We start from the raw sequence: 16,944 nt of genomic DNA, 5'->3' as shown, positions 1-16,944 counted from the left end.
CCCCTGATGCACAGCTGACCACACCACCGCCACTTTGAAGGTTTGGTCGAGTCGGCGTACGCTTTGCAAATGTCTTCGCGCACGGCGCGCAAAGTGCGGCGGTCGTCACCGACATCACTCATGCACCCCGAGGCACGCACGGCCGAGTGGCTGGCGGCGACAGCCCAATGGCGATGACGGCGCACGTGCTCGTCGTAGCTGGTTCGGATTCGAGCGGCGGCGCCGGACTAGCCCGCGACGTCGAGACGTTATCTGCGCTTGGACCGCGCAGCTGCCTCGCCGTCACGGCCGTCACGGTACAGACGCACGAGGACGTCGAGCGCATCGAATACATTTCGCCGGACCTCATCGCCGCCCAGATGGGCGCTGCCTTTGCGGCCAACCAAATCGCTGCGGTCAAGGTTGGCATGCTGGGCAGAGCCGCGGCGATCGAGGCCGTCGCCTCGATTTTGGCGCGCAACCGCCACGTGCCTGTCGTGCTCGACCCTGTGCTGGCCTCCACGTCGGGGCGAGCGCTCTTAGAGGAGGACGCCGTCGACGCGATGCGTCGCGATCTCAGTCGGTATGCCGGCTGGTTACACCCAATCTACTCGAGCTGGCGGCGCTGACAGGATCGGTCTTGGCGTCAAACGAAGAAGCGGCCTGCCAGCAGGGCAAGCAATTATCGGGCGCTGTGGGAACCGCCGTGCTGGTAAAAGGCGGACATGCGCAGGGAAGGCAAGCCGCTGACCTGCTTCTTCCACCGGACGGCCCGGCCATTCGGTTCGTATCGACGCGCCTGAAGTGCAGCATGCGGGGCAAGGGTTGCATGCTCTCCACCGCTGTCGCAGCCTTTCTTGCCCTCGGCGCTTCACTGGAAGAGAGCGTTCTTGGCGCCAAGCAATATGATTTCGACAAGTTTGCTCGAGCGGAAGCCCAGGAGAGGCAGCCCACCACTCTCAGCGATGTGTTCGTTGAGGAAAAAAACGCACTTGCGCTCACTTTCCGCTGCAAGGTCAGTCCAGACGAGCGGCCGGCCGGAATGAAAGGACGGTCGCGACAAACATGCAAGACGGGACGACGGAATCAGCCAGGACGGAGAAAATCTCAAATGTGGCCCACGAAATCGGAAGATGACGATTTCCGACCGCGCTGGTGTCGAGGGTGGAGGCCCAACGATCTTCTTTCGCGCCTACCCGAGGGTCTCGAATCTACCCTTCAACAATATTGTCGCCGCCTGGCCAGTCGGATTGGCGATTTGCCGCTCCAATATCTCGACCAGTTTTCGTCCGACGTCCGCCATATCCACTGAATGAATTCCGATCTTCGCCGGGAGAAAGCGCGAAAGATGCGTGTTGTCGCGTGTCACGATATGGACATCGCGGCCCGGCACCAAGCCTCGTCTACCTAGAGCCCGCAATGCTCCGAGAAGGCCGAGTTCGTTGGCACAGGCCAAGCCAGTTGGCGGATCAGGCGATCCGAGCACGCGATCGAACCAGTCAGTGCTTGCTTCCATCGTGAATGTCGCATGGCCGATCAGTTCAGGGTCAATCAGGTTGCCCGCCTCAATCATGGCCCTCTCATAGCCCAAGAGACGCATTGCGCTTGCCTGATCCTCAGGAACCAGCAACTGCAAGGCAATTCGACGACAACCTTTCTTCGTGAGGCGCCGAGTTGCGTCATAGGCAATCTGCTCATTATCGACGTCGACGTATGGGTAAGCTAGGTCCAGGTCAGTCCTTCCAAAAGTGACGAAAGGTACATCCTCATCGAGCAGCAGCTTAATTCGGGGATCGGCCGAGACCATTCGGGTGATGATCAGGCCATCCGCACTGCGCGCCCGAAGGAGGCGCCGTAAGGTTTCGACGGGGTCTTCCTCCGGTGTGGTGGAATAGACGCTGAGACTGTAGCCCAACTGTCTCGCCGCCAGAGTCATGCCTTCGATCAAAGGGAGCTTCGCCAAATCCGACAGATAATCGCGTGTCTCCATCGGCAGCACCGCGGTCAGTGTCGAGGTCCGCCCGGTTTTTAGCGCGCGACCGTGCTGGTTCGGCACGTAGCCCACTCGCGCCGCCTCCTCCTTGACGCGTGCGACGGTCGAGGGATGCACTTCCGGCCCATCCTTCAGAGCGCGCGCTACCGTCGTCACCGAAAGGGAAAGTTCCGCCGCGATCTGTTTCAGGTTGGCCATTTCGCCCGTCTTCCACTCCGAACGTGTCGGCTGATTTGCTGAACACCGTAACGTTACCGGATTCGATCAAACGTTCAAACAAAGCTGACCGCGGTCCAGCCGAGCCACTTGACTCTCGGTGTTTTCACGATAACCGTAACGTTACGATTTGCGAAAAAGGGCCTGTTTCCGTCGGCTTCGGCAAATCCGGAGGAGGAGAAACCATGTCTTTTAAACTTCGAATTTCAGTGGCCGTCATTGCAGTGTCGGCCGCATTGCCCGTCTATGCCCAATCCGTCACGATCACGACCGCTGGCGGCGACTATGGCAAAGCCATGCAGGAGGCCATGTGGGCTCCCGCGGCAAAGGAGCTGGGCTACGACGTCAGGGAGGAAACGCAAAGCGATGGTTTTGCCGCACTCAAGATGCAAGTCACGTCTGGAGCGGTCACGACAGACATCATTCACCTCGGTTCCCCGGAAGGCGCGCAGGCAGCCGCGCAGTCTCTGCTGGAGCCGCTCGACGGCGACATAATCGATCTCAACGCGGTGCCGGCCGGCGCAAGATCCGACTACTGCTACCCGTTCGACTCTTACGGCACGGTCATGTCGTGGAACACGAAAACTTATGGCACCAATCCGCCGAAGACATGGGCCGAGTTCTGGGACGTCGGCAAATTCCCAGGCCGCCGAGCCCTGCGCTCAAACGCGCAGGACTTGATCGAAATCGCGCTGCTTTCCGACGGCGTGGCCCCGGCGGACGTTTACTCGGTGCTCAGCACGCCTGAGGGTTTGCAGCGCGCGATCAAGCGGCTCGAGGCAATCAAGCCAAGCGTTGCGGTTTGGTGGACTTCCGGCGCACAGTCTGCCCAACTGCTGAAGGATGCCGAAGCGGATCTGGTCGTTACCTGGAACGGTCGGGCTCAAACCGTGAAAGCCGATGGCGGCATGGTGGATTATTCCTTCAAGGGTTCGGTAATCGGTACGGACTGCCTTGCCGTGCCGAAGGGTGCCCCGAACAAGGAAGCGGCCATGAAGCTGATCGCCGCGATGACGCAGCCGGCACGCGTGGCCAAGCTGACCGACTTCATCGCCTATGGCCCGGTCAACCCGGCAGCTTACAAGGCGGGCCTCATCCCTGACGAGCGACTGAAGACATTGGCGACCGCTCCTGAGAACGCGGGCACTTCCGTCTTCTCGAATCCCGATTGGTGGCTCAAGAACGGCGAGGCTGCCCAGAAGGCCTTCGACGAGATGATGAGCCGCTGAGTTCGAGACTGCCGGTCTGGGAGGGGAACCACGAAGATGAAATCGTTTCCCATCACCGTCGAAAGCGTGCGCAAGGCGTACGGGTCCTACCTGGCGCTGGATGACGTCTCGCTCGAAATTGAGGCGGGCGAATTCCTGACGCTGCTGGGGCCATCCGGATCCGGCAAGACCACCTTGCTCATGGCGGTGGCGGGTTTTGTCCTGCTCGACAATGGCAAGATCTTGTTGGGAGGTCGCGACATCACCCGTTTGCCCCCTAACAAAAGGGAGCTCGGCATCGTTTTTCAGAACTATGCCTTGTTTCCGCACATGAACGTGCTCGCCAACGTTGAGTATCCACTAGCATTGAGGAAGATCCCGCGAGTGGACGCTCGCCGGCGGGCGCTTGACGCCCTGGCCCGCGTAAAGCTGGAAGGCTTTGCGCAACGAGACATCGCTGCTCTGTCGGGAGGCCAGCGTCAAAGGGTGGCGCTGGCGAGGGCGATCGTGTTCAAACCACGCGTGATGCTGATGGACGAGCCGCTGTCGGCGCTCGACAAGAACCTGCGCGAAGCCATGCAATATGAGATCCGGCGCCTGCACGACGACCTGGGCATCACGACGATCTATGTGACCCACGATCAGCGGGAAGCGCTGACGATGTCAGATCGTATTGCGGTGATGAATTCCGGCCGCATCGAGCAGATCGATACGCCTGAGCGCGTCTATCACCGCCCGCTCACCCGCTTCGTTGCGGAGTTCATGGGCGAGGCCAATATTGTTCCACCGGGCTCAGTCCGCAGGATCGACGGCGTTGATGCGTTACGAGAAACATTGATGATCCGCGCAGAGAGCTTCCATCTAGATCCGGCGTTTGCCGGGCCAGACGGAGTGGCGCTCGAAGGCGTGCTGCGGGCCAAGTCGTTCCGGGGCGAGAACTGGCTTTTGACGCTCGAGCTCGACACCAGGCAAGAGGTTTTGATAAGCGTTCCGGCAACCCTCGCCGCGGGCTGCGCCGACCTTGCTCCAGGTCAGCGAGTAGCCGCGTTCGCACCGGCGGCCAAAGTTCACGCAATAGCGGGGGCGAAGGTGTGAAAGTCGCCATGGATCCGGCGCTGGCAGCCGATGCGCGCAGAGAGCGCCGGTTCTTCCTTTCTCTTTCGTTACCGGCTCTGGTTATCGTTGGGTCAGCGGCGATCCTGCCGATCCTTTGGATTATCCGGCAATCATTCCTGACCACCGCGGGCGAATACAGCGTCGGAAATTACGAGAAGGTGCTTTCAAGTGGACTGACCTGGTCGGCTCTCCTGACCACTCTCGAGCTCTCGATAGGGACGCTGGCGGTCTGCATGCTTCTCGGTCTCCCCCTGGCGCTTGCGCTCGCCAGCGCCAGACCAAGAGTAGCCAACCTGTTGATGGCATTCATCATGCTGCCGCTGTGGACCTCGATCCTGGTGCGCACCTATGGCTGGCTCGTGCTCCTGCGGCGCGACGGCCTTGTCAACGCGGTATTGACAGGTTCGGGCCTGACGACGGAGCCGCTGCCGCTAGTCTACAATTTCACGGGGACGCTGATCGGCATGGTGCACTACATGCTGCCGCTTTTTGTGCTGCCTGTTTATGCCGCGATGCGCGATATCGACCCCAACCTCACCCGCGCCGCCGCGAGCATGGGAGCCGGTCTTGGCCTGGCGATCCGCACGGTCATCCTGCCCCTTTCGGCGGGGGGCATCGTCTCGGGCTCGATGATCGTCTTCATCTACACGCTCGGCTTCTTCATCACGCCGGCGGTTCTTGGCGGCGGCAAGGTCAATCCGATCTCGATCCGGATCGAGCGAACGCTGTCGACTTTTCAGGACTGGGGTGCGGCGAGCGTGCTAGGCATTCTCCTGCTCGTTCTCCTGGCGCTGGTGGGCGTGACGTTCTGGGCAGCGCGTCTCCTGCTGACGCAGAACAAACTCGGTGTGGCTCATGCTTGACGCCTATCCGGAGAACAGGCTGGCGCTCGCCCTTCTTTGGGCCTTTTCCGCGCTCGTGTTGGCATTCCTGATCCTGCCCACCATCGTAGTGGTGCCGCTTTCGTTCTCAGCGTCCGATCTTCTCGAATTTCCTCCCCGTGCATACTCTTTGCGCTGGTACGAGAACTTCTTCGGTTCAGCGACATGGATGGCCGCGCTCAGGACCAGCATCACGCTGGGAACGTTGACGGCGCTGATCGCGGTGCCTTCGGCGTTGCTCGCCTGCATCTCCATGAATCGTCTCGGCGGAAAGACCGCAGTGACCCTTCAGGGCATCCTGCTCACTCCATCGGTCACGCCGGGCATCCTATTGGCGATCGGTCTCTTCATTGTGCTGGCGGTGCAGCATCTGGTCGGAACGCTGTTCGGTGTGCTGGTCGGACATGTCGTCTTGGCCATTCCGGTCGCGTGCATCGTCCTGTTGCCTGCTCTGGCCCGCTTTGACTGGAACCAGGTCCAGGCGGCGCGTAGCCTGGGAGCCAGTTGGGCACGCGCGATCGGCGGCATAATCGTTCCGCAACTCAGGATCAGCCTGCTGTCGGCGATATTGATGGCGTTCCTGACGTCGCTCGACGAGTCGGTCATTTCGATCTTCGTCGCCAGTGGCCAAAACAGCACGCTCCCGAAGCTAATGTTCCTGTCGCTGCGCGACCAGATCGATCCGACCATCGCGGCGATCTCGACATTGTGGACCGCCATCGTCGTGATCGTCGTCCTCTTCGTGACCCTTCGCCAAAAATCTTGACCGAGAATCGAATATGACTGCTGACCTTCAGGCCGCCGATGACCAGGCGGATCGAGTAGTGGATATACCCCAGGTAGGGCTGGGGATTATCACGGGATCGGCAAACTGGGGGCTGGCCTTTCCGGAAGATATCGGCGTCGAGGGCGTTCGGACCCTAGAAAGGGATATCAGCTTTGAAACGCCCTTTGGCCGCACCGACAACTGGAAGCTGCTCGAGTTCGACGCCTCCATCACCGCCGAAGGCAAGCCGAAACGCGCCTTGTGCATGTATTCGCATGGCAATCCGCGGAGCCGTATCGACCATTCCTGCCATCGTCGCGCCTTCTGGGTATTGATGGCCGCGGGTGTGCGTCAGGTCCTGGCGTGCTCGACCATTGGCGCGGTGAACAAAGCGATCCAGCCCGGTGATATGGTCATCAACGCCGATATCATCGAACTCACGCAAACGCCGTTTTCACTGCTGCCCGGTCGTCAAACCTTCGACTGCTCGGGCAAGCAGATCGTTTGCCCAAGATGCGCAGCGGTTCTGGTCGAGACCGCCCGCCGTCATTGGCCGCCCGAATGCCGCGTTCATGGCATCGAACAGCAATTGGTGGCTGCCCACTGCTACGGGCCGCGACTGACAAGCCCGGCCGAAGCCCTGGCGTTTCGCAGCATGGGGGCAGACGTACTCAACCACTCGATCGCCCCCGAGGCCACCCTGTCGCGCGAAATCGGCGCTTGTTTCGTACCTTGTGCATTCGTCACGGCTGGGTTCAACGACTACATGGATCGAAACCGTCAGAAACTCCTGCAGGAGGACGTTCTGCCTTCCCTGTCCATGAAAGCCTCGCGGATCGCTTTGGAGACCGCCGCCAGACTGCCGGCTTACCCGGAATGCTCATGCCAGGATTTGAAGTCCCCTCAGCCAGAAGAACGCTCCAGCCGCTTTTAGCGAGGATTAACCCTTCGAAGCCGCCCTCCAACGCCCGGTGGTCTCAAGCCCGAGCAACTTCAGAGCAACTGAGCCAGCCGTCTGAATGCAGGGGCCCGGTTTCCTTTCATGCGTCGCTGGGTTGGTGGCTGTATGATGTGAGGGTGCTGCGTTAATGGAACCGTCGCGAGAGTGAAAATCGACTTCGGGTCCAATCTCTCCTCTACTGCAACAGCCAATCGATGGCCTCTGCCAGGCCGCCCTCGTCGCAGGTGCCTCCACGAAGGTGCCCCATGTCGCGATTGGACCAATTGCGTTGGCGACCGTCAGCCGCACCTTTGCCCCACGCAGAAGAGACAAGTCATTGGCCGCATCGGCGGCACCGCGCTCGGCTGGCACGCCAAGCGTTTGGCAACCATGTCCGCGGCTAGTTGCTTGGATGTCCCGCGGGGCGGGATTTCCAAAAGGTGCTCGCCGGAATGTCCGGCCTCGAGCCGAGGCGTCGCATCCTTTTCCAGCGTCTGGAAAATTCGCTCTCGATCGGCTCCGTCGGACACGCACATTATCTTGTGCGGCGCCCCAGGTAGTTGATCGGCATTCGATAAGCGGGAAATTGGTTCCCCAGTGACCAGCGGCTCCTTGCGCATGGTCTCGTTGCCGCCGATGCCGTAGATGCCGGCAGGCGTATACCACATGGGATTGGCCCCCAGCCGGTCAGCCGCCTCGGCGAATTCAAAGCTATCCCTCGATCGATGGAGTTGCTCAGGACAATTTCGCCCGAGCCAACGTGACCAATCCGCCCCCAAAACCGATGCAGGGGTTAGCCAGGCCAAGCTCCAACGCATGAGAGCGAACGCCGCGAGGCGAGCGCGCTGTGGCAAGCACTATGCGCAGACCCGCATCGCGGGCTTTAGCGACCGCAGCCGCGACACGGAGGGGAATCTTATAGTCGGTGAGTCAGCAGCGTCTGTCTACATCGCAAAACAGAAGGGAGATCGACATCGAGGCTCCCAAGGCAGTTGCACCAACTGCAGCGTTTCTAAAAAAGCGAAGCGCTGGTCGGGATACGCCACCGGACGGCGGCGAATAGAAGCCGAGCAATTCATCCTGTGGCCGATTCAGATGTTTGGAAAACGACTTAAAGGATCGATAGCATCATTTCGGTTCGCATAATTCTGAAAACCTTTACAAAACGGATTTATCCAAGGTAGGTGCCAGGGGCGAGAACAGCACGAAACGTTGATCGGCGGCCTTTCGAACCGGTCGGATTTTGTTGGCCGACGGCGCGACCCCTCACCGGAGACCAAACTTTTGGAAAGTCCGAAGCGTCCCGCGGAGCGGCCTGCCGCAACGTCGATAGAGGCCAGCAAGAGCCGCATGGCCATCTTCTCCATTTTTTTCGTACACGGCAGCGCGTTCGGCACTTGGTCTTCGCTCATACCGAATATTAAGGCGCGCCTTTCAATATCTGACAGTCAATTTGGCTGGTCTCTGTTCATGATTGTCGTCGGCTCGCTTCTTGCCATGCTGGCCAGTCGGTCCCTGATTGCGCGTTTTGGCAGCAGACAGGTGCTGCGCGTATCTACCCCACTCCTCTTGACGACGATTGTGCTGGCGACATTCACGCACGTCCCCTCCTTATTCGCGCTCGTCCTGCTGGTCCTCGGCCTTGCGGGCAATTCGATGGACGTCGCCATGAACGCGCAGGCTGTCGAGGCAGAGCGCTCATCCGACAAAGCCCTTATGTCCTCATTCCATGCCATGTGGAGCCTTGGCGGCCTTACCGGAGCTGTTTTGGGAGGCCTGCTTGTCAAGAACGCCGGAAGCTCCTTCGGCGCGCTGATTGCCGCTTTGTCGCTCTCGATGATTTTTGCGGCGAACCAGGGCAAGCTACTTGCCGCAGGACCACGTCAGGGGGTGACGACCGTCCGGCCATTCAGCGCGAAGTGGTTGCTCATTGTCGTGGGCCTGCTTGCGGGCGTCTGTATGTCGACAGACGCAGCGGTCCGCGACTGGAGCCCTCTTTACCTCACCGGCAATTTTGCGCTCGATCTCGGTTACTCGGGGCTTGGCTACGGCGCATTTGCAAGTTCGATGGCAATCTGCCGGCTGGCTGGCGATCGCGTGAGGACCTCGGTTGGGGAAAAGCAACTTCTCGCGATCTCGGCATCCCTTGCAATTATAGGCCTTGCGATCGTCGCCTTTGCCAACATCGCGACAATTGCGCTATCCGGCTTTGTCTTGCTCGGCATCGGGGTGGCCAACATCTTCCCCACATTGCTGAGCATGGCAGGACGGCGCGGCGACGCATCAGGCATCGTGGTCGTGTTCGCGACTGGGTACGCAATTGCACTGCCCGCGGCGCCCAGCTTCGGGACGCTGGCCGAGGCAACCTCCCTGGCCAACATCTATCTACTGCTGGCAGTTATGTTTGCGTTAGCTGGAGCCGTCTCAATTCATATCGCGAGTCGATTCTGAAAGTGCGAATCTGAACACATCGATTCCCTTGGACAAACGGCCGGTAGCGAGCGGCGGTCACTCCGGCTGCAAAGATACGACCACCTTTGGCCTTGCGTCTTTCGTGGCTCGGGAAGTAACGGTAGGTCATTCGGCAGCGTTGACAGATCGGCGTAAACGTTTACCATTTCAGCCAGATGGGTGGTTCTGGCTATGTGAGATCGCGAGCCGACCGCCTGTGGCAGATCTTCGAAGGCGAGCCATGACCTCTCCCACTCAAACGCCGGCGGTCTTGTTGCGGATTATCAAGTTTTCCTGGCCCTTGCTGGCTCTTCTCATCTTGGTAGAACTCTTTCCGGCCACCATGGCGATACTTGCCGAACAAAGCGTTGAACGCGGCATGATTGCTCAGGCGCAGTCCTCGGCGGCTGAACACTACCTCTCGGCCCTGCTCGACAAGACGCGGTAGCGGAAGGGCACCATTTTCAAAACTTGCGCCGACAGGGTTTCCAGGCAGGGCCTTCCCCCGACTGGCACTGGGCGATAGAAATCCTCAGCTTTGGCCAGACGGTCTGCGCAGCAAACGAGTTTCATCCAGGCTAATTTCCCTGACGCAGACCCCTTCCCGGCACCCCAACGGATGAAACACCTTCGCGACCTGGCGGACGAACCACTGCTGGAAGTAGTCCAGCGCCAGACGTTCAGGTTTTTCTGGGAAGGCGCCCACCCCTCAAGCGGCATGGCGCGCGACCGACAGCGTCTTGCACCGCGGTCCGAGAACGATCTGGTCGCCATAGGCGGCACGGGGTTCGGTTTGATGGCCATCGTTGTGGCCGTCGAACGCGGCTGGATCGCTCGCGACGACGCGATCGAGCATCTCAGCCGCATTACCTGTTTCCTGGAAAAGGTCAGCCGATATCACGGCATGTTTCCCCACTTCGTGGATGGCCGGAGCGGAAAGACCATCCGCTTCGCTCGCAAAGACGACGGTGGCGATTGTGTCGAGACCGCTTTGTTGTTCCAGGGGCTATTGTGCGTGCGCCAGTACTTTAGCCGAAAATCCCTTCCCGAGATGCGCGTGCGAGAGCGGATCGGTCGGTTGTGGCGATCAATCGAATGGAAGTGGTACTGCCGCGACGAGGAAATGCTCTACTGGCACTGGAGTCCTGGCTGCGGGTGGGCGATGAATTGCCCCGTCTCGGGATGGAACGAAGGACTGCTGCCTTATGTGCTTGCAGCTGGCTCTGACACCCATCCGATCAAGGCCAGCGCCTATCACAGGGGGTTCGCCCGCGACGGCCAGATGTGCAACGGGAAGAGTTTCTACGGCACAGTGCTTCCACTTGGGCCGGACTATGGAGGGCCCCTGTTTTTGGCCCAGTATTCATTCTGCGGGCTCGACCCCCGGCGCCTGAGGGACCGATATGCGCATTACTGGCAACAGAATGTGGCCCATACTCGCATCAATTACGAACATTGCGCTCGCAACCCGCACGGGCATTCCGGCTATGGCCCCGATTGCTGGGGACTAACGTCGGGCCACGGCCCATACGGCTACGTCGCGCATGCGCCGGACCATGACAGGGGCGTCATTACTCCAAGCGCAGCCTTGTCCAGTCTTCCCTACGCGCCGGTGGAATCCATGCGGGCGTTGAGAAGCTTCCTCACAAAGCCGCTTCATCGCATCTGGGGAAATTTTGGATTTGTCGACAGCTTCAGTGAGAACCTGAGTTGGTTTGCTCGAACCTATCTGGCGATAAATCAGGGGCCGATCATAGCGATGATCGAGAACCACCGTAGCGGGCTGATCTGGGAACTCTTCATGAGCGCGCCTGAGGTGCGCGAAGGCCTGAGCGTGTTGGGCTTCGTCGAGATCCAGGCCGGCTGACTGCGACCTCTAGATGACTGGCGAACGATGCGCCAGAACCCATCGTTCAGGCGATAGCAACGGCGTGCCCGTAGCAGCGCCAAGAGCGGCTGAGCGGAGTTTCAGCAGCTCAAAAAAATCATAATTCCCATTGAGCTGGAGGATGTAAACGTTTACAAGACTCCGACGCTGGAACGGGCTCCCCGATCATGAATGAAAGTCATTCCTCACCCTCCGGGCAAGGACTTCACAGCCTGGTCAACCAAGCCGAGATGGTCGTTGATCTTGAGGCCGTGCGAGAGAACTACAGGCGATTGAGTGCCCTTGCCGGGCAAGCCGATTGCGCGGCCGTGGTGAAGGGCGACGCCTATGGGCATGGCATGATCGCGTGCGCGATCGCGCTGCGGCAAGCGGGCGCCAAAACCTTTTTTGTGGCGACCGCCAATGACGGCGTGGCGCTTCGCACCGTGCTCCAGGAGGCAACGATCTGCGTGCTGGGCGGTTTTCTGCCTGAGGAAACGGAGGCCTTTGTCGGTTCGAACCTCCTTCCTGTCCTCAACAGCCGCAACCAGATCGAGGAATGGCACAAGGCAGCGCATAGGCTTGGGCGCCCCCTTGACTCGATCATCCACTTCGACACCGGCATGAACCGGCTCGGGCTGCTTGCGGACGATGCCGCATGGCTTCGCGAGAACTTGTCGCTGCTCTCGCGAATTCCGCCCCTCCTCTATATGTCGCACCTCTCGGCTGCCGACGATCTCGATTTCGAGCGGTGTGAATTCCAGCGCAAGGCTTTCTTGAAAGCAGTCAGTGGGCTGCCTGCCGCGAAGCTGTCGCTGGCCAATTCGGCTGGCGTCTATCTGGGAGAGGACTATCTGTTCGGCATGGTGCGACCCGGAAAGGCTACGTTCGGGATCAATCCGCTGACGGGCCGAAAAAATCCGATGTTGCAACCGGCCAGCGTGATAGCCCCGATCATCCAGGTCAAGACGATGAGGCGCGGTTCGCCTGTCGGCTACAGCTCGACATATCGGCTGGTCGAAGAGGCCAAGATCGCGACTGTCGCGATCGGCTATGCCAACGGCTACTCCCGGGCGGGTTCAAGCCGTGCCACGGTCTTTGTTCAGGGTTTTGCAGCCCAGGTTGTCGGGCGCGTCTCGATGGATCTTCTGACAGTGGATGTCTCGGCCGTTCCAGACTGGGCGCTGGTGCCGGGGAGCCCAGTTGAAATTCTTGGCCCCAATGTTCGCGACCACGACCTCGCGAAGGCCTGCGGGACGATTGAGCACGAGGTCTTGATCTCACTTGGCCATGGTTGCGCGCGCCGTTACGTCAATGAATAGCTCGCGCCATGGTGTTGGGTGCCCTAGCATGGATCCGCTCCCAGGCCGTGCCAGGCACTCGGCCGCCAATGGGCACCTGGCGTGCTCGTTGGCGGCCCCGAAATCACAGGCAGCGGGACGGGTTGCTGACAACTCGTGATCATCATGAGAGACCCGCCCTCAGACGAACCCCCTATCTACCGCAGCTTCCCCGATCTTGTGGCTACGCTCGAACCCATTCTGCTGCGCAACGGGACTTCGGATGAGGTCGCTCGCGTGTTGGCTACGAACTGTGCGAGCGCTGAGCGCGATGGCTCGCAAAGCCACGGCCTGTTCAGGATGCCGGGTTATGTGAAGAATCTCAGGAGCGGCTTTGTCGACGGTCGCGCCGTCCCGCACATTCGTGACGCAGGAACCGCCTACCTGCACGTCGACGCGGGCAACGGATATGCCAGACCGGCGCTGGAGTCGGCCATGCCGCGAGCCATCGGCAAGGCCCGATCGGCCGGCGCGTGCGTGCTAGCGATCGGCAATGCCCACCACAACGGGCCACTTTGGCTTGATGTCGAGCCATTCGCCGAAGTCGGCCTGGTCGCGATCGGCGTCGTCAACAGCGTCACTTATGTCGTCCCTCATGGCGGTCGCAAGCGGCTCTATGGCACAAATCCGATGGCCTTTGCCGTGCCGCGGATGGATGGGCAAGTGCTGCTGTTCGATCAGGCGACAGCGGCGATGGCGCATGGCGAGGTGGCGGTCGCCGCGCGCGAAAACAAGCTCCTTCCCGAGGGGATTGGCCTCGACGCCTCAGGGCTGCCTACCCGCAGCCCGCAAGCGATACTGGAGGGTGGAGCGCTGCTCCCGTTCGGCGGGCACAAGGGCTCGTCCATCGCCATGATGATTGACATTCTTGCCGGAGCGTTGACCAGCAGCAACTTTTCCCATCAGGTCGACTGGTCGGCTCATCCCGGCGCGGAATCGGCTCATACGGGCGAAACCATTATCCTGATCGATCCGACCAGGGGAAACGGCTCACTGAGGATGTTCACGCAACGGATCGAGGATCTGGTCGCAGCGATGGCCGACGCCGGACAGACGCGCCTTCCTGGCGAACGCCGACTTGCCGCCCGCAAGTTGGCAGCCGAGCGCGGCATCGCCATTGCGCCCGCGATGTGGAAGCAGCTGATGGTCCTGTGAGCGAGCGGCCAATCGAACGATAGTCGTTGCGGTTACCGAGTCACCCAGACAAGCAGATACATGGCCGCTGTCGCGACAACCACCCAGAACCAGCCCCATAGGCGGGATCCCCCCTCGGTTCGGCTGCCGTTGCTTTTTTTTGGCACCTCGTCGTTGCCACACATTCCCAAATCTGGTGGCCGTCGTTCAGATGTCATTGAGCACCCGCAGCGCTGCCTCATGCAGGATGGCGTTTGCCGATGCCAGGATGTTTCCACCTCGCTCCGCGCGGCCCCCGTCGAAGCGGGTGACCACACCGCCGGCGGCCTCGATGACCGGGATCAGCGCTGCGATGTTGCAGGCTTGCAAGGAAAGTTCCACGCAAAGGTCGATCTGGCCGGCCGCGAGCATGGCGAATGCGTAACAGTCGCCGCCGTACCTCGTGAATTTGACCGACGAGGCGAGTCGAGCAAAGCCCCTGCCCGGACGGCGTGCAAAGGGTTCAGGAGAATTCGTGTGGCAAATCGAGTCAGACAGGAGCTGAACTCCACTCGTTCTCAAGACAGTCTCGCCAAGGGCGGAGCGACACACCGATCTCGTTCCATCGGACCAGAAGCATTCCCCGGTTTCGGGCTGGCTCATCATGCCCATCGTTGCGCGGCCATTTATCGTGAGGCCTATCAGGGTCCCCCAGACCGGAAGGCCACACAGGAAAGCTTTTGCACCATTGATCGGATCGATGACCCACTGGATCGGCCCTGATCCTGACGGCCCGAATTGGTCGCCCAGCATTGCGTGCATTGGATAGTCGGCGGCTATGGTCCCGCGGATGGCCTTTTCGGCCGCGTGAGCCGCCTCGCTCACAGGCCCATATGCGATGTCGGTCGTGTTCTTGGCATTATGCGACCCTCTTGTGCGAAATCTCGGCAGCGTCTCGGCGGCAGCCGCATCGGCCAGCCTGCGGAAGAATTCGAAGTCCGGCAGCGCCTCGTCGTCCCCTCGACGGGCAGCGCCAAGCGAGAGGCGCGCCTGCATCAGAGCCCCCTCTCCTCAAGAAGGCTATTGAGGCGCGCGCCGGTTTCCACCAGCTGACTGCCGTATTGCGTGAGAAGGGATTGCTGCGCCTCTGTTCCGGCACATGACAAGGCACCGAATATCGCGGCAAGTCTCTCGCTCAGTGCCCTGCCTTCCTCCAGCGTTGGCCGGTCGGCAATGACGGCGGCAAGCTGATCGCGCGAAGGCTTTCCGATGCCGGGAACCGTGCGGGATCCACCGTCGATGTAGCCTGAGGGCAGTTCGCCCTTGCGGTTGACAATCCGACGGTTGAGAATAGCGTCGAGAATCTGATCCACGGCCTGTTTGGCGCCGGCCACTCGAGAGGGGTGATCGGTGTCGGCGGCCGCGTGCGGCAGAAGCTCCAGCTTGCCTGGAAACTTGAGAGCCAGCTGACGATACGGGACCAGCGGGCCGACGAAGGAGGATGTCTGGCCGTCGAAGAAGATGTCGGCGTCGACCGCGACATGGCGGACCTTTCCGCAATCAAGGGCGGCTGCCAGCGCCGAAGCATCGATGATCTCTCCGCGGTCGTAATTTATGACCACGGCACTATCGTTGAGAAGTGAGAGTATCTCGCCGTCGATCAGTCCCACATTTGCGAAGCGTCCTCGAGCTTGGTCGAATGCGCCGAGGCCGGTGTGGGGGCTTATGAAGTCGGCGCCACGCGCGGCGTCCTGAAGCGTCGGTGCATATTTGAGGCCCTCGGCCTCTATCCACTCGCGGTGAATTGCGCGGGCATGCACACAGACACGCATGCGCAACGCCTTGCAAAGCTTGGCCAACTCCCTGCCGATATTGCCATATCCAATGATGGCGACCTTCTTGCCTTCGATCTTTTCGGTAGGGAATTCGCGGAGGTTCCTCGCGGTATCGAAATGCCCGTCGACTACCCTTTGATGCAATTCATCGACGGGAAGATCGGGAACCACCTTCAGCATCGCCTTGAGCGCCATCTGCGCCGTGGCCCGGCTGTTGAAGCTTGGCGTGTTCATCAAAGGCGCAGGGCCGCCGCCGTTGGGTCCTCCCCAGGATCTGGACTGCATGTTGCCGGTGCCCGCGCCGATGCGCACGCCGCCCTCTGAAAAGACCGCTTCTTCCGGGATTGCCGTAGCTGCCGCAATGACGGCGTCGTACTGACCTTTGTCGGTCTGCTGCAGGATCTCGTCGGGGGTGCTTAGGTCCGGCTGATAGGAGAAATGGACGCGGCCCGGCTCAAGCGCTTCACGGCAGACAGCCCCAAGGTGGAAGACGCCTCCCCTTGCCTCCATGTGCGCGCGCACCTCGCTATGGTCAGGCGTGCCCTCTGGCCCAAATCGCAATCCGATCGGATCAGCGACAAGCACGGTATAGGTTCGGCTGGCATCGCCGTTGCGGCCGCTCTCGATTGTGCTCGGTGACGAAGGAAAGCGTTCTCCGAGCTTGGCGAGTTCCTCCTCGATCACCGCGACCTTGGCCCTGAGATAGGCATATTGCAGATTGTCCAGCATCGCGACGACATCGTCTGGGGCGCGAACCCCGCCGATCCAGGCGCGATAGTCGCCCGGCGTGCCCGGGAACGCGTTGACGTAACGGGCCACGTCCAGCCCGGGCTCGTGATTTCCGTCAGGATGGGTGATCCCTTCGTAGCCAAGCAGTTGCTTGGAGCGCGCAATGATGCGTGCGAGCAGACCCGAACTCTCCAAGGCTGGGTCCACCACCTTCAACAGCGTCACAGCGGCGCCGCGGCGTTCAGGCTCGGTGACGCTGAGCCGAAGCACCGGACTGCGCGACACCCACTCGTTGATGGCGTCCCGATTGGCTGTTGAGCGTCGATTGAGATTCTCCACCGAGCCGAGCCGCCTCTCGGAGCGCAGTAGGCCGAAAGTCGTCTCTGCGAATGCGAGCGCGGAGTAGGTATTGATAACGCCGCCCAGCATCTTGTCGCCTTGCGGATCGTAAAGCGGTCCGACCGCAACCGAGCGATCGCCGCTCAAAGGCCGTTTGGGGTCCGCTGGCAC

15 protein-coding genes are annotated in these 16,944 nt (G+C 60.7%); 12 read left to right on the top strand and 3 right to left on the bottom strand.

The features are described from left to right. The first annotated feature begins 167 nt into the window (after positions 1-167). Both EN745_RS37610 and EN745_RS37605 read left to right on the top strand, forming a co-directional pair. Positions 168-608: a bifunctional hydroxymethylpyrimidine kinase/phosphomethylpyrimidine kinase gene (locus tag EN745_RS37610; RefSeq protein WP_348630962.1), complete on the top strand. Its 441-nt coding sequence runs from the start codon at positions 168-170 to the stop codon at positions 606-608. 11 nt (positions 609-619) lie between these two features. Next, positions 620-1,291 (top strand): bifunctional hydroxymethylpyrimidine kinase/phosphomethylpyrimidine kinase, encoded by a 672-nt coding sequence (locus EN745_RS37605; RefSeq protein WP_348630961.1) that lies wholly within the window; start codon positions 620-622, stop codon positions 1,289-1,291. Here EN745_RS37605 and EN745_RS13030 read toward each other — a convergent pair. Further along, positions 1,172-2,170 (bottom strand): LacI family DNA-binding transcriptional regulator, encoded by a 999-nt coding sequence (locus EN745_RS13030; protein ID WP_127421432.1) that lies wholly within the window; start codon positions 2,168-2,170, stop codon positions 1,172-1,174. The genes EN745_RS37605 and EN745_RS13030 overlap by 120 nt on opposite strands. Before the next feature lie 35 nt (positions 2,171-2,205). Between EN745_RS13030 and EN745_RS13025 the strand changes: the two genes are divergently transcribed. The 10 genes from EN745_RS13025 to EN745_RS12970 all read left to right on the top strand — a co-directional run bounded on the left by EN745_RS13025 (position 2,206) and on the right by EN745_RS12970 (position 13,912). Next, positions 2,206-3,417, top strand: a complete 1,212-nt coding sequence (locus EN745_RS13025; protein ID WP_245487710.1) for an ABC transporter substrate-binding protein — start codon at positions 2,206-2,208, stop codon at positions 3,415-3,417. A 36-nt stretch (positions 3,418-3,453) separates the two neighbouring features. Continuing rightward, the gene (locus EN745_RS13020) at positions 3,454-4,491 is read left to right on the top strand and encodes an ABC transporter ATP-binding protein (protein WP_127421431.1); all 1,038 of its coding nucleotides are present in this window, start codon (positions 3,454-3,456) and stop codon (positions 4,489-4,491) included. Beyond that, positions 4,488-5,375 carry an ABC transporter permease gene (locus EN745_RS13015; RefSeq protein ID WP_245487709.1) on the top strand — a complete coding sequence of 296 codons (888 nt, stop codon included), beginning with the start codon at positions 4,488-4,490 and terminating at the stop codon, positions 5,373-5,375. The genes EN745_RS13020 and EN745_RS13015 overlap by 4 nt, the downstream gene beginning before the upstream one ends. 55 nt (positions 5,376-5,430) lie before the next feature. Next, on the top strand, positions 5,431-6,159 hold the full coding sequence (locus EN745_RS13010; protein WP_245487708.1) for an ABC transporter permease: 729 nt from the start codon (positions 5,431-5,433) through the stop codon (positions 6,157-6,159). Positions 6,160-6,172: 13 nt separating this feature from the next. Next, entirely contained in the window at positions 6,173-7,093 is a 921-nt protein-coding gene (locus EN745_RS13005) for a 5'-methylthioadenosine phosphorylase (RefSeq protein ID WP_127421429.1), read from the top strand. A 1,356-nt stretch (positions 7,094-8,449) separates the two neighbouring features. Then, positions 8,450-9,550: an MFS transporter gene (locus EN745_RS12990; protein WP_145992018.1), complete on the top strand. Its 1,101-nt coding sequence runs from the start codon at positions 8,450-8,452 to the stop codon at positions 9,548-9,550. A 241-nt stretch (positions 9,551-9,791) separates the two neighbouring features. After that, a complete protein-coding gene (locus EN745_RS12985) occupies positions 9,792-9,998 on the top strand; it encodes a hypothetical protein (protein WP_127421426.1) in 207 nt (68 codons plus the stop codon). Positions 9,999-10,169: 171 nt separating this feature from the next. Next, entirely contained in the window at positions 10,170-11,417 is a 1,248-nt protein-coding gene (locus EN745_RS12980; RefSeq protein ID WP_127421425.1) for a glucoamylase family protein, read from the top strand. 188 nt (positions 11,418-11,605) lie between these two features. After that, entirely contained in the window at positions 11,606-12,739 is a 1,134-nt protein-coding gene (gene alr / locus EN745_RS12975) for an alanine racemase (protein WP_127421424.1), read from the top strand. A gap of 144 nt (positions 12,740-12,883) precedes the next feature. Next, entirely contained in the window at positions 12,884-13,912 is a 1,029-nt protein-coding gene (locus EN745_RS12970; protein ID WP_127421423.1) for an Ldh family oxidoreductase, read from the top strand. Between the two features lie 186 nt (positions 13,913-14,098). Here the strand turns inward: EN745_RS12970 and EN745_RS12965 are convergent, their stop codons facing one another. Together EN745_RS12965 and EN745_RS12960 are read right to left on the bottom strand one after the other, a co-directional pair. Continuing rightward, positions 14,099-14,926, bottom strand: a complete 828-nt coding sequence (locus EN745_RS12965) for an inositol monophosphatase family protein (protein ID WP_127404836.1) — start codon at positions 14,924-14,926, stop codon at positions 14,099-14,101. Continuing rightward, a partial coding sequence (locus tag EN745_RS12960; RefSeq protein WP_127421422.1) for an NAD(P)-dependent oxidoreductase occupies positions 14,926-16,944 on the bottom strand: 2,019 nt, incomplete at its 5' end. The genes EN745_RS12960 and EN745_RS12965, both read right to left, overlap by 1 nt.

Source organism: Mesorhizobium sp. M4A.F.Ca.ET.022.05.2.1 (assembly GCF_003998845.1).
GTDB lineage: Bacteria > Pseudomonadota > Alphaproteobacteria > Rhizobiales > Rhizobiaceae > Mesorhizobium.
Note: the sequence above shows the minus strand (reverse complement) of the source record. Positions and strands in the feature narration are given on the sequence as shown.